This window comes from Deinococcus rubellus (assembly GCF_025244745.1).
Taxonomy (GTDB): domain Bacteria; phylum Deinococcota; class Deinococci; order Deinococcales; family Deinococcaceae; genus Deinococcus; species Deinococcus rubellus.
Genome location: NZ_CP104213.1, coordinates 2,364,082 through 2,383,695, shown reverse-complemented (window position 1 = coordinate 2,383,695; position 19,614 = coordinate 2,364,082). Strand labels below are relative to the sequence as shown.

The window sequence follows — 19,614 nt, the reverse complement described above, 5'->3', positions numbered from 1 at the left end:
CGCTCGGTAGCGTTTCCTGCTTTATGGGGAGCCGGTAAACTCAGGCGTTGACGTACAACACTGGGCTCTGGGCATTCCTGTTCAGGTAGGCCCGCACCGAGTGGCCCCGGTAGCGATCACGAATCTCCTCCGGCGCAACGTGGCCGGAAAATTCCAGTCGCCCCGGCGCGTCGGTATCTTCGGCGGACCGGGTCTGGTAGGCCAGGGTGCTTGCCGGGTGCCAGCTCTCGATGGCGTAGACCTCGCGCACCACGCCCTCGAACACGGCGAGGGCGAGCCGGACGGTGCTGGCCCTGGCGGCGGCCACTTTCCAGACGCCGCGCGTCGCCTCGTAGAGTTTCAGGGCACCCATCTGATGTCGGTACTGCTGATTGAGCCGGATCAGTAGCACCGGGTCGGTGATCTCGACCGGCCCAGCGGCGTAGTGGCCGCTCAGCTCACTCAGTGACATCCGGCCCAGTCCGACACTTTTCCAGCCGCGCACCACATTCGTCAATGCTCCGGGGCCCAGCAGATCAATCACGGCTGCCTCAATTCGCAGCGCCGTTTCCTCGTTGGGCAGGCGGTGGGCCAGAACGTCGATCTGCGGCTCAAGTCTCAAGTCACGTAACTCGTGCAGCATCCGCACCTTGCGTGACTCGCCCTCCTCGCTGAGATGCGCCAGCACCCGCTCCCCCTGAACCTCACCGACATAGAAGACGGGATTCGTGCGGGGATCGAGGGAGAGGTAGACGTAAAAGCCGAGCTGACGGGCGACTTCGGGTGGGAGAAAGGGAGCCATGCTGGTCACGCTAGAGCGGAAGGTAAAACAGAGGATTGAACGACGGTCTTCGGTTGATGACGCTCTGGCCTCTCCGCGTTCGTACATCTTGCTCCAGTGACCCTCAGCCGCAGTGGAGAGCAGATTGCCCTACGAACAGCGGCCCTGGCACCCTCGCCCGCCGCTGTGCTACACTCTCCGAGTTTGCCCGAAAAAGGGCGAGTTGCCATTGTCTGGCTGGCCCCCACCCCAAGCGGCGGGCCGCGCCGTGAGAAGGAGAAGTTTCATGAAGCGTACCTACCAACCCAACAACCGCAAACGTGCCAAGACCCACGGCTTTCGCGCCCGCATGAAGACCACCGCTGGCCGCGCTGTGCTGGCCCGCCGCCGTGCCAAGGGCCGTCAGCAATTGACCGTCGCCGACGAGAAGTAAGCCGCGAGTTTCGCCGCTTACCTAGACCCCACTGATGCCGCCTTCCAGCGCCACTGCCCCGGCCCCGCGCCCAGCAGTGGCGCTGGCTTCTTTGCGCGGCGAGAAAGAGTTCCGCAAGGTCCGCCAGCATGGGCAGGTCATCCGGCACGCGCTGTTTACTTTGCGGGTCACCGATTATCGCCCCCGCTACGGTGAAACCTGGCAGCCCCGCGCCATCATTGGCATCGTGGTGCCCAAGAAAACACTCAAGCTGGCGGTCAAGCGCAACCGGGTGCGCCGCCGTGTCCGTGAGGCGCTGCGGACCTTGCCGACGCTGCCGCCCTGCCGGGCCACCATCCATCCCAACCTGGCGGCGCTGACCGCGCCGTTCGGGGAGCTTCAGGCGGCCCTCGGGAAAGCGCTGGCGGGCGATTTCAAGGCCCGGAAGAAAAAGCCTGCGCCCACCCAGAATGCCGCCCAGCATGCTCCGTCTCAAAAAAACGCCGGACCCACCTCGTGAGCGCCCCCGCCAGACTGATGGTGCGGGCGGTGCGCGGCTATCAGCGCCACCTCTCGCCGCTCAAGAGTGCGCCCACCTGCCGTTTCACGCCCACGTGCAGCCAGTACGCTGCCGAGGCCATCGAGAAGCACGGCGCGGTCAGGGGCGGCTGGCTGGCCCTGTGGAGAATCGCCCGTTGCCAGCCGCTCAACCCTGGCGGCGTCGACCCGGTGCCGGAGGTGTTTCCCCGGCCCCGCCCGCCGACGTCAGACCGCCCCGATCAGCTGCCCGACTGAGTTCCGTTGAGACTGGGTCCATTTCAACTGGGCCGATTCAAACCTCAGCGCCGACTCGAACTCAGCCAATTCAGACCCATCCGCTTCCACCAAATGAGAGAGTGAAACTATGACAAATCCCCCGCGCTCCGGCGCTCGCAACTGGCTCTACGGCACCGCGCTGACGGCGTTGGTCCTGGTCCTGACCGGCTGTGGGGTCGGCCAGCCGGGATCGTTCGGTCACGTTTTGCAGTCGGGCTGGATTCAGGCTGATGTGGACGGCAACGGCACCAAGGACCTGATCGCCCAGACCAATCTCGCCGACGTGGTGTTCAACCCCGAGGGCGAGATCGTCGGCTGGTTCGTGAAGGTCAACCCCGGCTCGCAGCTGATCAAGACCAACAACGACGGCACCTACAACCTCGATCAGCTCAAGGGCGGGCTGTCCATCAACCTGGTGGGCGGGCGCAACGGGGCCGACAACAAGCCGCTGCTGATCAGCGGGCGCAAGGCGCTGGAAGTCGGGCTGGCGGGCAACACGGCCAAGCCGGTGGCGCAGACCCCCAAAACCGAAACCGACCTCAAGCAAAACCGCCTCAGTGCCACCTTCGTCTACACCCAGGGCGGGGCCACCGTCACCAAGACCGTGGTGCTGCATCCCCGGCAGTTCAGCATCCAGGCCAATGTGAACGTGACAGGTGCGGGTGCGGGCGCGTACACCCTCAACTTCCCCGGCCTGGGCACCACCGCCAACCCCGAGGTCAAGGCCCTGCCTGTGGGCGCAACGACGCCCACCACCACGGCGGGCACGGTGCCGAACGCCAGCTACGCGGCGCTGCAAACGTCCATCGCCGGACTGCTGCACAACTCCCAGACGGCGGCAGCGTTGCTGGTCCGCCCGCAGCAGGGCGGCCAGGGAGGTACGCCGGTTCAGGGACCACTGAACGTGACCACCGCTGGTGGCACCGACGCCCGCCTGACTGTCAATGCGACGGGGCCGCTGGCGCTCGACCTCTACGGCGGCAAGAACGAACTCGTCCACCTGTATCAGGGCGGCTACACCGAGTTGCCGGGCGTCTTCAGCCCCAACGTCTTCGGTTACATCAGCCTCTATATCGCCAAGTTCATGATCTGGCTTTACAGCTTCTTCGGCAACTGGGGGCTGACCATCCTGGTGCTGACGGTGAGCCTGCGCCTGGTGATCTGGCCGCTGATGCAGTCGCAGGGCCGCACCACCGCCAAGATGCAGATGGTGCAGCCGCTGATGAAGGAAGTGCAGGAAAAGTACAAGGACGACCCGGCCAAGGTGCAGGCCGAGACCATGCGGCTTTACCGCGAGTACGACGTGAACCCGGTGGGCTGCCTGAGCATGTTCATTCCGCTGCCGATTCTGTTCGTCCTCTACGGCACCATCCGCAACTTCGAGTTCGACCAGGGCCTGTGGTGGCTGCCCGACCTCTCGATTCCCGATCCGTTCTGGATTCTGGGCATCCTGTACGTCTGCGCCAACCTGCTGCAACTCTACGTCTCGACCCGCAAGGCCCCGCAGATGTTCAAGCAGCAGGCCGTGATGTACCTCTTCTTCGCCTACTTCGCCCTGACCTTCCCGGCGGGCGTGACCCTCTACTGGATCATCGGCACGCTGATCGGCACCGGCCAGCAGTACCTGATCAACAAGCAGGTCGAGTCGCATATGTCCACCGGCCTCCAGAAAGTGGAGAAGAAGATGGCCATGAGTGGTCCGGCCACCGTCAACCTCGGTAAAGACAGCCGGGTGACGACGACCGGCAAAGTGACCCCAGGCAAAGTCACCACGGCCAAGACGGTGACGGTGGAGCCGAGCGGCAAGCCGTCGAGCAGCAGCGCTCCGGCCAAGCCCAGCGGTTTCCGCGCCGTGCTGGAGCAGGCGGCCCGCCAGGCCGCCGAGCAGCAGCGCCAGCAGCAGGAAAAGAAAAAGAGCTGAGCTGCCCTGTCCCGAAAAGTCCCCGCTTGGAAATTCAGGCGGGGCTTTTTAGTCGGTCTCTGGAAGGCCTGATCTTTCTCCACGGACCATTTCCCACCCAACAGTTCCGGCTTGCCACTTCCCGTATCCTGCTTCAATGACTGCCAAACCCTTCAAGCTTCAGACCCTCATCGCCCAGGCGGCGGGCGGGCGTGTGGTCCGCACCGCTTTTCTCGAAGCCGACGAGATCGACCGGCGGATGCTGCACAACGACGAGATCAAATCGGTGATGGCAGGCGGCTTCCCCGATGCCCGGCGGGTGGTGCTGACGCTGCATCCGGTGCATATTCCCTCGGTGGACAGCGGTGTGACCGTCTACCGCGTGACCCCGCAGACGCCCGGCTGGGACGCGCAGGACTTCAGTGTGGCGCTGCGGCGCGAGGGCCTGACGGAAGACGCCCTGGGCGACGTGCGCGAGGACCGGGGGGCGTTTCTGGTCGCCGCCACCGGCAAGGCCGCCAAAGCGCTGGCTGAGCTGACGGCGCTGGGCGGGCGCGAGGTGGACATCGAGGACGTGGGGGAGAGTGCCGGGCGCGGCGCGAAGGTGCGCGAGGTGGTCGTGCCGTCCATGCGCATCGACGTGGTGGGTGCGAAGGGCTTCGGGGTCAGCCGGGCTTACTTTCAGCAGGGCGTGGAGACCGGCAAGGTGCGCCTCAACGGTCAGGTGGCCCGCGCCAGCGCCGAGATCCGGGAAGGTGACAGCCTGGCCGCCGAGGGCCTGGGCCGCATCGACTTTCGGCGGGTGGTCAATGAGACGCGGCGCGGGAACTACAAGGTGGAGCTGAATGTGGAGAAGTGAGCGGTGATTGCTTATAGCGCTGACCCCCACGCCCTCACGCCCGAGCAATTGACGGGCTTCTTCGTCGGCTGGCCCAACCCGCCGCGTCCTGAAACGTTGCTGCGCTTATTGCAGTCGAGCTACCGCGTCAGCCTCGCCCACGACGGCGAGCGGGTGGTGGGCTTTGCCAACGCCATCAGCGACGGGGTGCTGAGCGCCTACATTCCGCTGCTCGAAGTCTTGCCTGAATACCAGGGGTCCGGTATTGGCAGCGAGCTGATGCGGCGACTGCTGACCGAACTCAGTCACCTCTACATGGTGGACGTGATGTGTGACGACGAGGTGGCTCCTTTCTACGAGCGCCTGGGGTTGCAGCGGGCCGGAGGTCTCATTCGGCGCAATTATGCCCGGCAGTCTGGCGAGTGATCTTTTCCGCGCTTTTCACCGGGATCAGAGACCGAAAACGCTGGGCGAGCGCCGCCATGAACCTCTTCTTCGGGCTGGGGCTGGGCGCTTTGTCGGTGGGTGCTGTCCTGGGTGCGCTGGCACTGGCAGGCCTGTTTCGGTCGCGCGGCCTTCAAGCCATGCCCGAAGGTGTGACGCTTTCTCATTTTCCGTACTTCATGCGTCAGTTGGGGTGGCAACTCGCCCTGTCACCGGCGGAGGTCGGTCTCTTCTTCACCCTGCCTCTCTGGTTGCTTCGGCGCTGGCTGCCACTGTGGGCAACGGTCCTGCTGACGGTGGTGCTGTTTGGCGCAGCTCATTACGCCAGACCACACGTCACCCCGCTGCTGTTTCTCGCCATCGCGGTGGTGGTTGGTGTGCCCACCGTGACCCTTTCTCTGGTGAGGGGTTTCTGGGCCGCTGTCGGCTGGCACTTCGCCTGGAATCTGCTGCTCGGTCCTGTCTTTGGTCTGATCGTCGCCGGACAGGACATTTTCGGTTGGTTCGACTCTTTGACATCAGGCGCGGCGCTCTGGACAGGCGGCTTATATGGCCCGGAAGGCAGCTTGACTGCCTGCCTGGTCAACGGGGGTCTCTTCGGCTGGATGCTCTGGCAGGTCTTTCGAAAACGTCTCAGTCTGGGGTTATCCGGGCGCGCTTAAAACTCTACTCACGCCCGCCCCCGGCTATGCCCACTTCCCACCCCGCCCGCGATCAGGTGAGCCGAGCGTAGCGGCTCAGGAATATTCCCGGTCAGCGTTAGGTGGTGCAGCGCCACGCCCGCGTCCTTGAGGCTGAGGCCGACGCGCTGCACCCACACGCCGCGCAACTCTTCCATCGGCCCCAGCTTCTCGATGAGCCGCCACTTGCGCTGTCCGCCCGGCACCTTGTCCAGCAGCGCGGCGCGGATACGTTCCATGTCCGGCTCACGGCGGGCGACGACCATCACTGGCAGGCCAGTGTCGGCGCTGAGCTTGTGGGCGTCTACCACATTGAAGCCCGCCAGTGCCACGCCCTGAAGCAAAATCAGGTGCAGGTGGGGCCGGAACAGCGACGTATCGACCAGCCGGGTCAGCTCGGCGGTGGAATTGCGCCCATCACGCCGTACCTTGCCCGACACGACGCCGTGCAATGTGGTCTGGGCGTAGACGGTGCCGATGATTCGCACGTCGCCGCGCCAGTCGCGCTCAAAGGGCAGATCATCAAAGCCGATGGCGTGGGTGAAGGCGGGCAAACGCGCTCCTTAAGTCGAGTGGCCTCCGCGCAGGTGCGGCAGGATGTCGTCGGGGATGCGGACGATTCTGTATTGCCGGTCGGTCGTGATGTGATGCGTCTTGCCCGTCGCCACTAGCGTCTCGCCGCACCTCAGCGTGTAGGCAAACGTCACGGCCCGCGACTGCACTGCTTCCACCGTCGTCACCAGACTCAGCAAATCGTCGTAGCGGGCAGCGGCACGGTACTGCACTTCCAGGCTGGAAAGCATGAAGTACAGCCCCCGCGCCTCGATCTCGCCGTAGGGCACGCCCAGTGTGCGCATCAGCTCGCTGCGGCCCACCTCGAACCAGATCGGGTAGTTGGCGTGGTGTGCCACGGCCATTGCATCGGTCTCGGCGTAGCGGACCCGGATCTCGGTGAGCTGCTCTACCGCCACGCCCTCACCACTTGCGGTCGTCTGCTGCGAAAAACTCCAGCAGCGGCGTGCGGCGCAGCTTGACCACCTGGGCGACCTGACGCTGCAAATGGCCGCGCGCGTTCTGGAGGGCTTCCAGCAGCGCGTCCATATCGCCCATCGAGGACACGTACACGCGGGCCTGCACGAAGTCCGGCGTCAGGCTGACCGCCTCCACCGTCACGATCAGTGGCACGCGGGGGTCATTCAGGCTGCCGATGGCGTCGGTCAGCACCCGCACGAGCTGGGATTCCACCTGCTGCGGCTTCATGGCCTGCACCGGAAGGAGGAGCGGGAAGAAAAAGCAAAGGTCATTTCGCCATGCTAGCTCAGGCCCGCTCCACGAACAGCGGCAAGTCGCTGGCCTTCACTGCGCCCACCGCCACCGCCCGGCGGTGCAACTCCTGCACGGCCCGCGTTCCCTCTTCGCCTACGTCGAGGCTGAACCCGTTGACGTAGAGGTCAATGTGCGCCTGCATCACCTCGTCGGCCATCTCCAGGGCGTGTTCCCGGATGTAGGCTTTGGGTTCCTGCGGATGGGCGTAGGCGTATTCCAGGCTGGCGCGTACCGATTCGTTCAGCGCCCACTGCATCTGGCGCGGCAGATCGCGGCGCACCAGAATCGCGCCGAGCGGCAGCGGCAGGCCGGTTTCGCCCTCCCACCACGCGCCCAGGTCGAGCAGCTTGGTCAGGCCGTGCTGCGGGTAGGTGAAGCGCGACTCATGGATGATCAGCCCGGCGTCGACCCTGACGCCGCCGAGTTCGCCGCGCTCGACGGCGGGCATCACCTCGTCGTAGCGCACCCGCAGCACGTTCACCTCGGGGTAGACGATTTTCAGCAGCAGCTCGGCGGTGGTCAGCGCGCCCGGCGACAGCACCGTCTTGCCGTTGAGGTCGCCCAATGCCTGCCGGGCCACCACCAGCGGCCCCACCCCGCGCCCCAGCGCTCCGCCGCTCCTGAGCGCCACATAGTCGTCCATCACCCCGAAGTAGGCCCGGTAACTGATCTTGGTGATGGGCAACCGGCCCTGCTCGGCCCAGTCGTTGAGTGTCTGCACATCTTCGAGCACCTCGCGCACTGGGGCCGGGGCTGCCACCTTGCCGTGTGAGAGGGCGTAAAAGATGAAGGTGTCGTTGGGGCAAAACGAGTAGCCGAGATCAAGGGGAGTGGGGACGGTGGTCATGTGTTCAGGGTACGCCGGGTAGGCAGGGGCAAATAGCCAGGCGGGCGGCAGGCGTGAGCGTTCGTTCATGTCGCTGCTCGGGCGGCACGAACTGGCCCTGTGATACAGATTCGGATGAAACCGGTTTGCAAAACCAGTTTCATCCGACCAGCGGGCAGAATGGACGCCCATGATGACGCCCGCCCACTTTTCCGGTTGGGATACGAAACAAACGGAACCCGTACTTACGGCATCGGCACCTTGTAGTAAGCGCTCGCTCAGCCCCGCAGCGCCCCCGGCGTCACCGGCTCAGCCAGCAGTTGCCCGAACGTCACTGCGCCTCGCTTGATGGCTTCCCGCACCAGCCTGCCGCCCACGCTGTAGGTGAAGATGTAGGCCCGGAAGGTCGGCTGCGAGATGAATTCCAGGCTCTTTTGCGCCCGTTCCGGGGTCGAGGCGGCGTAGTGCCGGAAGAAGTCCAGCACTTCCCGCTGGCTGGCTCCGTCCTGATGGAGCATCAGCGCGGCGTGGCCGGAGACGCTGCTCATCTTTTCCTTGAGGGCTGCCAGACGCAGGGCGTCCTGAACAGCGTCGGGATCGATTCCGGCCACGCTCGCCAGGTCGCCGGTGAGCCAGATAGCCACCTCGCCTGGTGTCATCACGGCGTCCAGCGCGTTCACGGCGACGCCTTCGCTGACCACGCACTCCGGCGGGTTGATGAGCTGAATGCTGTGCTCGAACCAGCCCTTTTCGCGCACCAGCACCGCTTCCTTGGTGGCGTGCTCGGTGTGGTGGCCGGGGTAGCCCTCATGGGCCAGTAAATCCGGCAAGCCGGTGAGGGCCACTGGCAAATCGGTATTGATGTCGATGCGGCTTTGCAGGTTTCCCAGCGGCCAGTTGTAACCGCCCCAGGGCTTGTTCGTCACCAGCCCGATGCTGAAGTTCTCACCGTCCGGCAGACCGTACTGGCTGGCCGTGCGCCGCCGCAGTTCGGTCAGGATCGGCCCGGCCACCCGCAGCAGTTCGCCCGGCGGCACCGTCACCCGTGAGCGCACCGCCTCCTCGCGCTCATCACGGCTGCCCCGGCCCGGCAGGGCGGCGTCCAGCTCCCGCAGCGCCGCGTCCAGCTCGGCGAGGTCGGCCCGCTCCGGGTCGATGTCGTACAAGCCGCGCACTTCCTCGGCGTAGGGCAGCACCTCGCCGCCCAGCATCCGCGCCAGGGTGTGCATGGCCCGCGTCTGCGCCACCAGAAAGGCTCGGCGCGTGGGGTCGGGTTCGCCCTGAACGTCATGTTGCAGCGCCTGGGCCTCGCTCAGAAGTTCGGAGGCCGGGCGCAGCGTGCGGTCTGCCAGCTCGGCGGGGCCACCATAGCCGTCGATGAAGCCGGGCGAGTGGGCGTCCAGGGCGTGTGCCAGGCGGATGTAGCGGCGGGCCAGGTCGTCGGGGCCGGATGTGCCGGGGTTGGGCTTGGTCATGTTCAGCAGGATAGCCCTGCCGCGCCTCCCTTATCCTGCCCGCCATGACCCTCTTTGATCCGCCCGCCCCGCTGGCCGAGCGCCTGCGCCCCCGCAATCTGGAGGAAGTCGTGGGCCAGCGTCACCTGCTCGGCCCTGGCAAACCGCTGACCCGCACCCTGGCCTCCGGGCGGCTGGGGTCATTCATTTTGTGGGGACCGCCGGGCGTGGGCAAAACCACCCTGGCCCGCTTGATGGCCCACGAGGTCGCGGCGCATTTCATCGCCCTCTCGGCGGTCTCGGCAGGCGTCAAGGACGTGCGCGAGGCCACCGCTGAGGCCGAGCGCCTCAAGGGACGCGGCAGGCGGACCATCCTCTTTCTCGACGAGATTCACCGCTTCAACAAGGCCCAGCAAGACGCCCTGCTGCCGCACGTGGAGTCGGGCCTGCTGACCCTGATCGGCGCGACCACCGAGAACCCCAGCTTCGAGGTCAACCCGGCGCTCAGGTCGCGGGCCAGGACGCTGGTGCTGGAGGCGCTCAGCCAGGACGATGTGCGCGGCCTGCTCGACCGCGCCCTGAGCGATTCGCGCGGCTTGCCCGGTGTGGCGGCCCAGCCGGAAGCGCTGGACCTGCTGGCCCGCCTGGCTGACGGTGACGCCCGCCGCGCCCTGAGCACCCTGGAAGTCGCCTCGACGCTGGCCGACCCCATCACCCCGGAAGCCGTGACCGAGGCGTTTGGCCGCCACCTGCCGCAGATGGACAAGGGCGGCGAGGACTTCTACAACCTGATCTCGGCGCTGCACAAATCGGTGCGAGGCAGCCACCCCGACGCCGCGCTCTACTGGCTGGCCCGCATGGTGGAGGGCGGGGCCGACAGCCTATACGTGGCCCGCCGGATCGTGCGAATGGCGGCCGAGGACATCGGTCTGGCCGACCCGCAGGCGCTGCGACTGGCGATTGCCGCCCGCGACACCGCCGAATTTCTGGGCAGTCCCGAGGGCGATCTGGCGCTGGCGCAGGCGGTGGTGTATCTGGCGCTGGCTCCCAAGAGCAACAGTGTATATACAGCCTGGAAAGCGGCCCTCAGCGCCGTGCGTGAGGGTGAGCATCTGCCGGTGCCGCTGCACCTGAGGAACGCGCCCACCGCCCTGATGCGCTCGCAGGGCTACGGCCAGGGCTACGCCTACTACTTCGACGACCCGGAAGGCAGCTTTGCCCAGACGTATTTGCCGGAAGGCCATGACCTCGCCCTCTACCGCCCGGACGGGGAAGGCTGGGAGACGAAGGTCCGGGAGCGCTGGCGCAAATTGCAGGCCGCGCACCGGGGCGAGCCGGAAAGCGAGTGAGCAGGGCTTGAACTGTTCTTTAGGTGTTTGTGATAAAGCGATCAGGCAGCTCTCAGACCGGAGGACCTTATGCAGCTCCTCTAGACAGCCGGAAGATGATTCTGCCGGGGGCGGCACCTTCACGGCTCTTAGAAATCCCATTTCTCCCTGCTTCTCATGAGCGATATCGCACTGAAATCCGTGCTAGGGCGAGTTTTTCGTGTTGACACTGCCCATTCCTCTTCGTATACTCTCCTACAGGATTCACATTCTTGCCGGAGATGTGGAGTGAGTGAGTACGGCAGAGGTATGGAGAGGGCAGGAAACTCGGCAACTGCTTTTGACCGCTTCTAATGTACAATCACACTCGGCACGAACAGAGCAACAATGAGAAGCCGCCTTTTCCACGGGAGGAAAGCATGAAGAAAAAGTTTGGCCTTTTGGCCCTCACCGGTGTCATCGCCCTGGCGTCCTGCTCACAGGGCACTACCGTTCCAGGAGCCACCCAGAAGCTGACCATCAACGTCTCGGGTGTCTCCTCGGCCCCCTTCACCATCACCAAGTCGGGCAGCGCTGCCCAGACCGTGACGGTGAGCGGCACCCTGACCCAGACCCTGCCTGCGGGCAGCTACACCGTGACGCCCGGCGCAGTGACGGGCTACACCACGCCCTCCTCGCAGACGGCTGACCTGACCAGCACCGACAAGACGCTGTCGTTCACCTACACGGCGACGGGCACGGGCGGCACGGGCGGCACGGGCGGCACGGGCGGCACGGGCGGCAACGGCAACCCCAGCACCATCGCTGGCATTCAGATCACCTCGCCGTTGCCCAACAGCACTGTGACCGGCACCTCAGTTGTGGTGGGCTACAACATCACCGGTACCCTGACCAACATCAAGTGCGGTGTCCAGGGCGGCACCCTCACCCCCAGCACCAACTCGTCGGCCACCGCCGGCAACTGCCCTGTCAGTCTGGTGGGCGTGCCCAACGGCCCTGTGACCCTGGTCGTGAGTGGTACGGACAGCACCGGCGCAACCGCGACGGCTTCCGTGACTATCAACCTGAACGTCGCGGCGGGCACCACTGGCCTGACCTTCGATCCTCAGATCACGTCAGACCCCGTCACCGGAATCGTGAACTACGAAGATCCGAAGTACAACAACGGTGCAGCCCGCATCGTCCCGCAGCAGATCGACACCACCGGCTACACCCCGGTGCAGTACCTGCGCGGCACCGTCGGCATCAACTTCAACCCGGCCGTCGCCACCGGCAGCCGCGTCGAACTGTACGTGGCCAACAGCTCCAGCGGCCCGGCGCTCAACTACCTCTACGACAGCCTGGCCCCCGGCCCGCGCCCCACGCCCGACCTCTACCCTGCGGATACGGTTGCCTTCGACACCACCCAGCTCAACAACCAGCAGGGACAGTTGCTCTACTTCGTGACCCGCACGACCACCGGCACGAACATCACGACTGCTGCCGTGCCGTTCATCGTGGACAACACCGGCCCGCAGTCGCCCCAGGTGACCACCCAGGGCGCAGGCGACGCCAACAGCAACTTCATCGAGAGCCTGTGCAACACCCCCGGCTCTGCTGCGGCGCGCGGCACGGTGCTGGAGCGCCTGGCCAACGGCGGCCTGACCGACAACGCTGGCCCGCTGCCCTCCGGTCTGGAGAACATCCGGTACTACTACGTTCCGGCTAGCTTCCAGAACCAGCTGCCCCCTCCCGGTGCGTTGGGCTCCTCGCAGGCGACCGCACGTGCCAACTTTGTCATCCAGAATGGTCTTCTGGCGGCGGGTACCACCGTTGAGGCAGCTGGCCCCAACGGCGATTACCGCGTCACCGTACCGACCAACCCCCTTGCCCCCGCTGCGCCTGTCGCTTACCGCGACGGCCGCTACATCGTGATCGCGGTGGCCACCGACAAGCTGGGCAACAAGACCGCTTCTCAGGCCAACGCGCTGCTGACCATCGACAACACCGGCCCGGTCATCAACGGCGGCATTGTCGACACCAGCCCGCTGCCCTTCAAGGCCAAGCCCGGCTTCCTCAGCGACTACGGCTCACTGGCCGGCAGCATCACCGACACGGGTGGCGTGGGCTTTGCGGGAGACGGTGTCTTCGGCTCCAATGGCCTTGGGCTTACCCTGGGCGGCCTGAACTTCCCCATTTTCAACGGGACCTGCGGTGCGACCAATCTCAACCTGGCCGGTCAGTTCAGCACGATCATCAACAGCAACCTGATCGCCGACGGCACCTACAACCTCGGCGGCTCGATCACCGATTTGCTGGGTAACCCGGCGCAGGCCGCGACCAACGGTGTGGGCACGGTCAACGGCACCGCCGCTGCACCCGCGACCATCACCATCGACAACACCGACCCCTCGGTCGACATCGTCTCTCCGAGCATCGGTCAGTCGTTCCTCGCGGGCGACAATCTCGGCATCAACAGCCAGGTCACCGATCAGACCTCCGGTCTGGCCGATACCTACGCCTTCCTCAGCGACCGCGATCCAGCTGGTCTGAACGGTGCGCCTGTGGCGCAAGGAATCGGCACGACCGGTTACACGGCGCGTAACTTCGCTCCCTTCATCAGCGACGGCGACCTCGGTGGTGCCTTGAACCCGGTCCAGAACGAGAATCTCCGTGGCTACGCCGTCATTGACACGCCAGTGCAGATCGGCGGCGCTCGCGGCAACGCGCCCGTCTTCAATGTGGCGGTTGCTGGTGCCCCCGTGGCCCCGACCGTTCAGAAGCAGTTGAGCACGGTCGTCAGCGCGACGGCGCTCTACGCACGCTACCCGGCCGAAGCCAATGTCAAGAACAACCAGCCCCACCAGTCACAGGTTATGATCATGGCCGTCGACAACGCCGGTAACGCGACCTTGCAGGCCCGCTCGATCATCGTTCGCCCCTCGGTTGACAATCCCAACCCCGGTCAGGTGCCTGTGAGCACTGGCAACGGCGGCGGCGTGCTCTTCCCGGTCGGCAGCCATGTCCCGACGCTGGACAAATTCGACGCTTACCTCCAGAGCCTCGGCACGGTTTCAACGTCCACCTTCACTGGCCAGGCTCCTGATTACCGCTACATCACCAACGGCAGCTTGCAGGCGGGCGGCAGCGACAACTTCGATGCAGGCGGTGCAACGTTGGTTCCCCCCTTCCTCTTGGGCGACACCCTTAACGACATCTACAACATCGACTTGCTGATTCCCAACACCCGTTCCAACAACGGCGCGTCGGCTACAGGCGCGGTGACCAACAACTTCTACAAGCAGTTCGGTGTGGGTGCCTGGCAGAAGATCGTCTGCTGGCAGGATGACACGGTGCTTGGTACTGGCACCGGCGAAGGCACGACTCCCTGTGGACCGTTCGTGGCGACTGGTGTTGACACCAACTCGACCAATCTCGCCCAGTTCACTAGTCTCCACGATCCCTCGTTCTCTACCCCGAATGGTACCCCCCGCCAAATCGCGGGCACCCGCTCGGTCTGGGGCGATACCTCGATCGCCAACGCTGGCCGCACGGCCCTCAACGACTACGCACCCTGGTTCAGCTACGGCAACGGCTTTACGGCCAGCAACGTCTCGCGTGCCAGCGTAACCATCGATGATCCCACCAACACCAACCCTGGTGGCGGTGCCAGTGCCTTCGCCGTCATCACCAACGACAGCAAGGGTTATTACCAGTCCACAGGTGAAACGGTGGCTCAGACCTCCAGCGTTCAGTTCGCGCCGGAGTTCAGCAGCACCAACTACACCATCAATCAGGGCCAAACGTTGACCTTCCTGGTCACCGATCAGAACAACGCCACCGGTGCAACGACTCCTGAATACCGTGTGCTGAGCGGTGCCACTGGTAACACGACGTCAAGCGGCTACGTTGTCACGAGTGTCACGCCTGTGAACATCTCGGCCAGCACGGCTGCGTACTACGTAACTGTCACAAACGACGGTAAGATCAATGGAAATCAGGTGGTTCCGCCTACACTGACCCCAGCGGGCAGCGTGGCGGGTAGCAGCATCATTCGTCTACAGAAAATCTCGGCTCCGATCGCAACCTCCGCGCCGGTGACTGTTACGGTGACTGCCTCCACCACCACGAACCCGTAAGCTAAACCCTCATTCAAGAAGGAGCCTCGTATATGAGGCTCCTTCTTTTTTTGTGCTGGTTTACCGAGAAAGGACTAGATCAATCAAGGATATTTGTATCCTGTCTTCGAAAAGACCATCGTTGTCTTCTCTCCCTCAGTCTTTACAGCCAATTGCTCGCCGTTCAGTCGACCCACACCGATTACGTAAGTATCGGTGTTCGCTTTTTTGGAAAAGAGACGGTAAGCGCCAAAGTCAGCAGGTTTCAGATCTTTTACGTCAATCAGCCCAAACTGCCATCCTCCGGAAGTGTACTTGACGAGAATGATGCTCTTGGCATACTTCTCGAAGCCAGTTAGTGCCAGCACATACTGTGTGCCGATCTTTATGTTCGATTTTCCCGCTGTGTAGGGGTCAGGCGATGCGATGATGTTGCCAATTTTTGTGGCGAGGGGCGTGCTGCTCGATGCAGCGAAGGCCGGTGAAAACGTAGCGGCAGCCAGGGCAGAGATCATGATCAAAGACAGGCGGTTTGTTCGGTTCATTTTTTCCTCCAGGTCAAGAGTCGGCGCATAACTTCGTGTTTTGGCGTTCTTCTCTTGGCCTATACTGCTGATTATGGATTATGTTCTTGAAAGCGCCATGATGGAGAGCACCCGCGCCCGTGTGCCGGGGCTGGGGATGCTGGCCCGCACTTCAGCGGGTTGGAAGGGTCTGTTTGTCAGCGATCAACTGACCCAGGATATTCTGGCGGGTCTGACCCCCTTTGCTTACCTGGGCCGGGTCGAGGGGCTGGCGCAGGGCCGTTACATCTACGCTGCCGTCACTGTCAGCGAGGCCATTCAGCACGGCCAGCAGTTCGAGCTTCACTTCCAGCCGAGCCACCCCGACCGGGTGTTCTACGGACCGAGCGCCGAGGCTGTCTATAACTACGCCACCCAGCAGTTGCTGGAAACGGCAGAAAGTTGAGATCGGCCAGTATCCTGTACAGATGACCCAGCGCCAATTTTTCGGCACCGACGGCATCCGCGCTGTGGCGGGCGAGTACCCCCTGACCCCTCTGTGGGTCATGCAACTCGGCGCGGCGGCGGGTGAGGTCCTGCGGGGCCGCAGCGTGCGCCCCAGCGTCGTCATCGGCAAAGACACCCGCCAGAGCGGTGACATGCTCGAAGCGGCGCTGGCTGCCGGGCTGACCAGTCGGGGCGTCAACGTAACCCACCTGGGGGTGCTGCCGACCCCCGGGGTGAGCTACCTGACCCGCGAACTCCACGCCGACGCGGGCGTGGTCATCAGCGCTTCGCACAACCCGTATCAGGACAACGGCATCAAGTTTTTCGGGGCCACCGGCGAGAAACTCAGCGACGCCCTGGAAGCCGAGATGGAGACCATGCTCAGCCGCGTGACCGACCTCGTGCCCGTGACCGGCGTGGACATGGGCAGCGTCACCAACTACACCGAGGCCGAGCGTCTGTACGCCAGCTTTCTGCGCTCGCACGCGCCGGACCTGTCGGGTCTCAGAATTGCCATGGACTGCGCCAACGGGGCGGCCTACCGGGTCGCGCCGCGCATCTTCCAGGCGGCGGGCGCGGACGTGTTCGCCGTCTACACCAACCCCGATGGGCGCAACATCAACCGGGGCTGCGGCAGCACCCACCTCGGCCACCTCAAGCAACTGGTGCGCGGCGACACCTTCGACCTGGGCGTGGCTTTCGACGGCGACGCCGACCGCTGCCTGTTCGTGGACTCGCGCGGCAACGAGGTTCACGGCGACCATATGCTGCTGCTGGCCGCCCGCGCCCGCAAGGAGCGCAGCGTCGTGACCACCATCATGAGCAATATGGCGCTGGAGGTGATCTTGCAGACCGGCGGGGTGGCCCTGGAGCGCACGGCTGTCGGTGACCGCTACGTCTACGAGCGGATGCAGGCCAAGGGGCTGACCCTGGGCGGCGAGCAGAGCGGGCACCTGCTGTTTCTGGACGTGTCGCCCACCGGGGACGGGGTGCTGAGCGCCCTGCTGACCCTCAAGGCCATGCGCCAGCTCGGCACCACGCTCGACGCCCTGCACGACGAACTGGTGATGTTCCCGCAGACGCTGATCAGCGTGCCGGTCAAGGACAAGCAGGCGGTCAGCCGCGACCCGCAGGTGCAGGCGGCGCTGCGGGCGGCGGAGGTGCAGCTCTCGGGCCGGGGACGGGTCAATGTGCGCCCCAGCGGTACCGAGAGCCTGGTGCGGGTGATGGTGGAGGGCCAGGACGCCGCCGAGATTCACGACTTGGCCCGGCACCTGGTGAACGTGATCGAGGGCTGCGGCGTTTAGCGGGTGTCGGTCGGCAGATACTCGAATTGAGCGCCCAATTCTTCCAGGTGGCGGAAAAACAGCGGGTAGCTCTTGCGGATGTGGTGTGCGCCGGTAATCCGCAGGGGGCGCTCGGCGCGCAGGCCCAGTACGGTCAGCAGCATGATCATGCGGTGGTCTCCGTGGCCGCTGACCGTGATTCCACCCGCGATAATCGGCGTGCCGGTGATGCTCAGGCTGTCTCCAGTTTCGCTGACGCTCAGGCCGAGTTGTTCCAGCTCGCGCCGGGTATCGGAGATGCGGTCACATTCCTTGAGGCGCAGCGTCGAGACATTCTTCCAGGTGGTTTCGCCCTCCGCACAGGCGGCGGCGGCGCTGAGGGCCTGCACCGCGTCGGTAAAGCCGTCACCGTCGCGGGTCACGGCTTTGAGGGGCTGCCCACCACGCACCGTCAGGGTGTCGCCCGTTCGCTCGATGTCCGCGCCCATCTCGCGCAGCACCGCGACGGCGTCGCGCTCGCCCTGGAGGTCGTTCTCGCGCAGGTTGCCGAGCCTGACCTCGCCCGGCAGGATGGCTGCTGCCGCCAGAATTGCCGCCGAGCCGGGGTAATCGCCGGGCACCAGCACCCGCTCGGCCATGTACTTCTGCCCGCCGGGAACGCGGATGCGTGACAGGTCCTCGTTGGCGCTGGCTTTGATGGCGAACGTCGCCAGGGTGTCCAGGGTCTGACGCAGCGGGGCGTGGCTCTTGATGTCGCCGGTCAGGCGCAGGTCCAGGCCACCGGGCAGCAGCGGCGCGAGAAACAGCAGCGCCGAGGCGTACTGGCTGGACTTTTCCGCCGAGACTTCCACGCTTCCGCCGCGCACCGGGCCGCTGATCTGCACTGGCAGTCTGCCGCCGTCGCTGCTGACCCGTGCGCCCAGCCGCCCCAGGGCTTCGAGCAGGTCACCCTGGGGCCGTTTGCCGAGCGAGTCGGGGTAATCGGTGACGAAGGTGGTATCGGTCGTCAGCGCCGCCACGCCCATCAGGAAACGGGCCACCGCGCCCGCGTTGCCGGGGTTGAGGGTGACACCTGCTGCGGGACCCGCGCCGAAGCCGCGAATCACAGCGTCCTCGCCGACAAGTTCGGTACCCGCGCCCCAGTCGGCCAGGCAACGCAGCATGGCGGCGGCGTCCTCGCTCTGGGCCACGCCCACGACGCGTACCGGGCCGTTGCTGCTGGCCTGGGTGAGCGCCGCCGCCAGCAGGTAGCGGGTGGTGTAGTTCTTGCTGGGCTGGGCGCGCAGCGTGCCGCGCAATTCGCGGGCCGGGTGAACCCGCACGTCGAAGGTGTCGGGCAGGCCGTCAGCGTGGGCATGGGGAGGATGAAGAGCAGTCATGCTGAACAGGGTAGCGCGTGGAAAGTGGCGCAGAAACGCAGCGCTAGACTGGGGCCATGAAGCTGGAGCCACCGGACCGGGGCCATGATTCCTGACTTCGCGCCGGGTCAGCGCTGGCAATACCGAACACGCAGCGGTGAAGAGGCGTCGCGCCTGCTGATTTTGAAGCTGGAGGAGGTGGAAGGCGCACAGGTGGCCCATCTCTGGATTGAGGGTCTGGCCATGAAAACCCCGCAAGCGGTCTATCCTGTTCTTGGTCACGCCCCCATCTCCATCAAGTCCCTGGCTGAAAGTGTCACGTCACTTGAAGCAGAGCATCTGCCCTTGCCAAGCGACGAATCCAGCCTTGAGGAGTGGCGGACCGCCTATAAGCGTGGCGAGGCGGGCATGTTTACCTGGGGTGTGGCTGGACTCGCCAGGCAAATGGAGCGGGCTATCAGTGCCGAGGAGATTCGGCAGATGCCATTTCAAAAATCAATTCTGGAGCGGTTCAGGGCCTTTTTTCGCGCATTGAAGCGTTGAACGCCGCCGACCCTCCCCGCCCGATGCTCAGCGTCTGCCACCCGTCGCCGCGCAAGGTTTTGACCAGCAGCACCAGCTGGTAGATGTGGCCGCTGTAGTGCATGACCTGGCGCTGCACCGCTTCCAGAATGGTATGTGTCTCACCCCGGATGCTCAGGGTGCGGGTCAGGTCGGCGGGGGAGAGGTGGTCGAGCGTCTCCAGAAACACAGCCCAACCCCCATCCCAGACGCCTCGAAGCTTATCGGCGCTCAACTTGCCGTCCTCGAACTCGGCGTCGCGGTTGCGGCCTGCCGTCTCACCGTCCAGCCCGGCCTGGTAGCCGTGCCTGAGTCCGTTCCAGCGTGAGTGCATGTTGCCGCTGAGATGCTGTACCAGCACGGCGGCCGAGTTTCCCCCATCCGAGAGAACCGTATGCCAGTCGGCCTCAGTAAGTTGCACGAGCGCTCCTTCACCCAGCGCTTTGAGGTTCCGCATCCGCGTCCGCACATCGGTCAGATAAAGGTGGGCCACATCAGATTGAGTGTCAGGCATGGTC

The 19,614-nt window shown here is 64.8% G+C and carries 21 protein-coding genes; 12 read left to right on the top strand and 9 right to left on the bottom strand.

The features are described from left to right. Positions 1-40 precede the first annotated feature (40 nt). A complete protein-coding gene (locus tag N0D28_RS12250; protein WP_260559791.1) occupies positions 41-781 on the bottom strand; it encodes a hypothetical protein in 741 nt (246 codons plus the stop codon). A 265-nt stretch (positions 782-1,046) separates the two neighbouring features. On the opposite strand from N0D28_RS12250, the gene rpmH reads away from it, so the two are divergent. From rpmH to N0D28_RS12215, 7 genes are all read left to right on the top strand, one after another. Beyond that, on the top strand, positions 1,047-1,193 hold the full coding sequence (gene rpmH, locus N0D28_RS12245; RefSeq protein ID WP_161882664.1) for a 50S ribosomal protein L34: 147 nt from the start codon (positions 1,047-1,049) through the stop codon (positions 1,191-1,193). Between the two features lie 91 nt (positions 1,194-1,284). Beyond that, positions 1,285-1,692: a ribonuclease P protein component gene (rnpA, locus tag N0D28_RS12240; protein WP_376777673.1), complete on the top strand. Its 408-nt coding sequence runs from the start codon at positions 1,285-1,287 to the stop codon at positions 1,690-1,692. 17 nt (positions 1,693-1,709) lie between these two features. Continuing rightward, positions 1,710-1,967 (top strand): membrane protein insertion efficiency factor YidD, encoded by a 258-nt coding sequence (gene yidD, locus N0D28_RS12235; RefSeq protein ID WP_260561895.1) that lies wholly within the window; start codon positions 1,710-1,712, stop codon positions 1,965-1,967. A gap of 109 nt (positions 1,968-2,076) precedes the next feature. Next, entirely contained in the window at positions 2,077-3,909 is a 1,833-nt protein-coding gene (gene yidC, locus N0D28_RS12230) for a membrane protein insertase YidC (protein ID WP_260559789.1), read from the top strand. A 136-nt stretch (positions 3,910-4,045) separates the two neighbouring features. Next, entirely contained in the window at positions 4,046-4,747 is a 702-nt protein-coding gene (locus N0D28_RS12225) for a S4 domain-containing protein (protein WP_260559788.1), read from the top strand. Between the two features lie 3 nt (positions 4,748-4,750). Continuing rightward, the gene (locus N0D28_RS12220; RefSeq protein ID WP_260559787.1) at positions 4,751-5,152 is read left to right on the top strand and encodes a GNAT family N-acetyltransferase; all 402 of its coding nucleotides are present in this window, start codon (positions 4,751-4,753) and stop codon (positions 5,150-5,152) included. Positions 5,153-5,208: 56 nt separating this feature from the next. After that, positions 5,209-5,832, top strand: a complete 624-nt coding sequence (locus N0D28_RS12215; RefSeq protein WP_260559786.1) for a hypothetical protein — start codon at positions 5,209-5,211, stop codon at positions 5,830-5,832. An 8-nt stretch (positions 5,833-5,840) separates the two neighbouring features. On the opposite strand, the gene N0D28_RS12210 is transcribed toward N0D28_RS12215, so the two are convergent. From N0D28_RS12210 to N0D28_RS12190, 5 genes are all read right to left on the bottom strand, one after another. After that, the gene (locus N0D28_RS12210; protein ID WP_260559785.1) at positions 5,841-6,404 is read right to left on the bottom strand and encodes an endonuclease dU; all 564 of its coding nucleotides are present in this window, start codon (positions 6,402-6,404) and stop codon (positions 5,841-5,843) included. A gap of 9 nt (positions 6,405-6,413) precedes the next feature. Next, positions 6,414-6,767, bottom strand: a complete 354-nt coding sequence (locus N0D28_RS12205; protein WP_260561894.1) for an acyl-CoA thioesterase — start codon at positions 6,765-6,767, stop codon at positions 6,414-6,416. Between the two features lie 58 nt (positions 6,768-6,825). Beyond that, positions 6,826-7,110 (bottom strand): 30S ribosome-binding factor RbfA, encoded by a 285-nt coding sequence (gene rbfA / locus N0D28_RS12200; RefSeq protein ID WP_260559784.1) that lies wholly within the window; start codon positions 7,108-7,110, stop codon positions 6,826-6,828. Positions 7,111-7,168: 58 nt separating this feature from the next. After that, positions 7,169-8,023: a 1,4-dihydroxy-6-naphtoate synthase gene (locus N0D28_RS12195; RefSeq protein WP_260559783.1), complete on the bottom strand. Its 855-nt coding sequence runs from the start codon at positions 8,021-8,023 to the stop codon at positions 7,169-7,171. 257 nt (positions 8,024-8,280) lie between these two features. Next, the gene (locus N0D28_RS12190; protein WP_260559782.1) at positions 8,281-9,477 is read right to left on the bottom strand and encodes a DUF885 domain-containing protein; all 1,197 of its coding nucleotides are present in this window, start codon (positions 9,475-9,477) and stop codon (positions 8,281-8,283) included. Between the two features lie 44 nt (positions 9,478-9,521). Here N0D28_RS12190 and N0D28_RS12185 point away from each other — a divergent pair, with 44 nt between their 5' ends. Both N0D28_RS12185 and N0D28_RS12180 read left to right on the top strand, forming a co-directional pair. Further along, a complete protein-coding gene (locus N0D28_RS12185; RefSeq protein WP_260559781.1) occupies positions 9,522-10,805 on the top strand; it encodes a replication-associated recombination protein A in 1,284 nt (427 codons plus the stop codon). Between the two features lie 398 nt (positions 10,806-11,203). Then, on the top strand, positions 11,204-14,902 hold the full coding sequence (locus N0D28_RS12180) for a beta strand repeat-containing protein (RefSeq protein WP_260559780.1): 3,699 nt from the start codon (positions 11,204-11,206) through the stop codon (positions 14,900-14,902). Between the two features lie 83 nt (positions 14,903-14,985). Here N0D28_RS12180 and N0D28_RS12175 read toward each other — a convergent pair whose 3' ends face one another. After that, a complete protein-coding gene (locus N0D28_RS12175) occupies positions 14,986-15,426 on the bottom strand; it encodes a hypothetical protein (protein ID WP_260559779.1) in 441 nt (146 codons plus the stop codon). 73 nt (positions 15,427-15,499) lie between these two features. Between N0D28_RS12175 and N0D28_RS12170 the strand changes: the two genes are divergently transcribed. Next, positions 15,500-15,850, top strand: coding sequence for a hypothetical protein (locus N0D28_RS12170; RefSeq protein WP_260559778.1), 351 nt, complete (start codon positions 15,500-15,502; stop codon positions 15,848-15,850). A gap of 22 nt (positions 15,851-15,872) precedes the next feature. Beyond that, entirely contained in the window at positions 15,873-17,198 is a 1,326-nt protein-coding gene (glmM, locus tag N0D28_RS12165) for a phosphoglucosamine mutase (protein WP_260559777.1), read from the top strand. On the opposite strand, the gene aroA is transcribed toward glmM, so the two are convergent. Beyond that, on the bottom strand, positions 17,195-18,556 hold the full coding sequence (gene aroA, locus N0D28_RS12160) for a 3-phosphoshikimate 1-carboxyvinyltransferase (RefSeq protein WP_260559776.1): 1,362 nt from the start codon (positions 18,554-18,556) through the stop codon (positions 17,195-17,197). The two genes, glmM and aroA, sit on opposite strands and share 4 nt — an antisense overlap. An 84-nt stretch (positions 18,557-18,640) precedes the next feature. Between aroA and N0D28_RS12155 the strand changes: the two genes are divergently transcribed. After that, positions 18,641-19,078 carry a hypothetical protein gene (locus N0D28_RS12155; protein WP_260559775.1) on the top strand — a complete coding sequence of 146 codons (438 nt, stop codon included), beginning with the start codon at positions 18,641-18,643 and terminating at the stop codon, positions 19,076-19,078. Here N0D28_RS12155 and N0D28_RS12150 read toward each other — a convergent pair. Further along, positions 19,047-19,610 carry a DUF1572 family protein gene (locus N0D28_RS12150; RefSeq protein WP_260559774.1) on the bottom strand — a complete coding sequence of 188 codons (564 nt, stop codon included), beginning with the start codon at positions 19,608-19,610 and terminating at the stop codon, positions 19,047-19,049. The two genes, N0D28_RS12155 and N0D28_RS12150, sit on opposite strands and share 32 nt — an antisense overlap. Positions 19,611-19,614 lie beyond the last annotated feature (4 nt).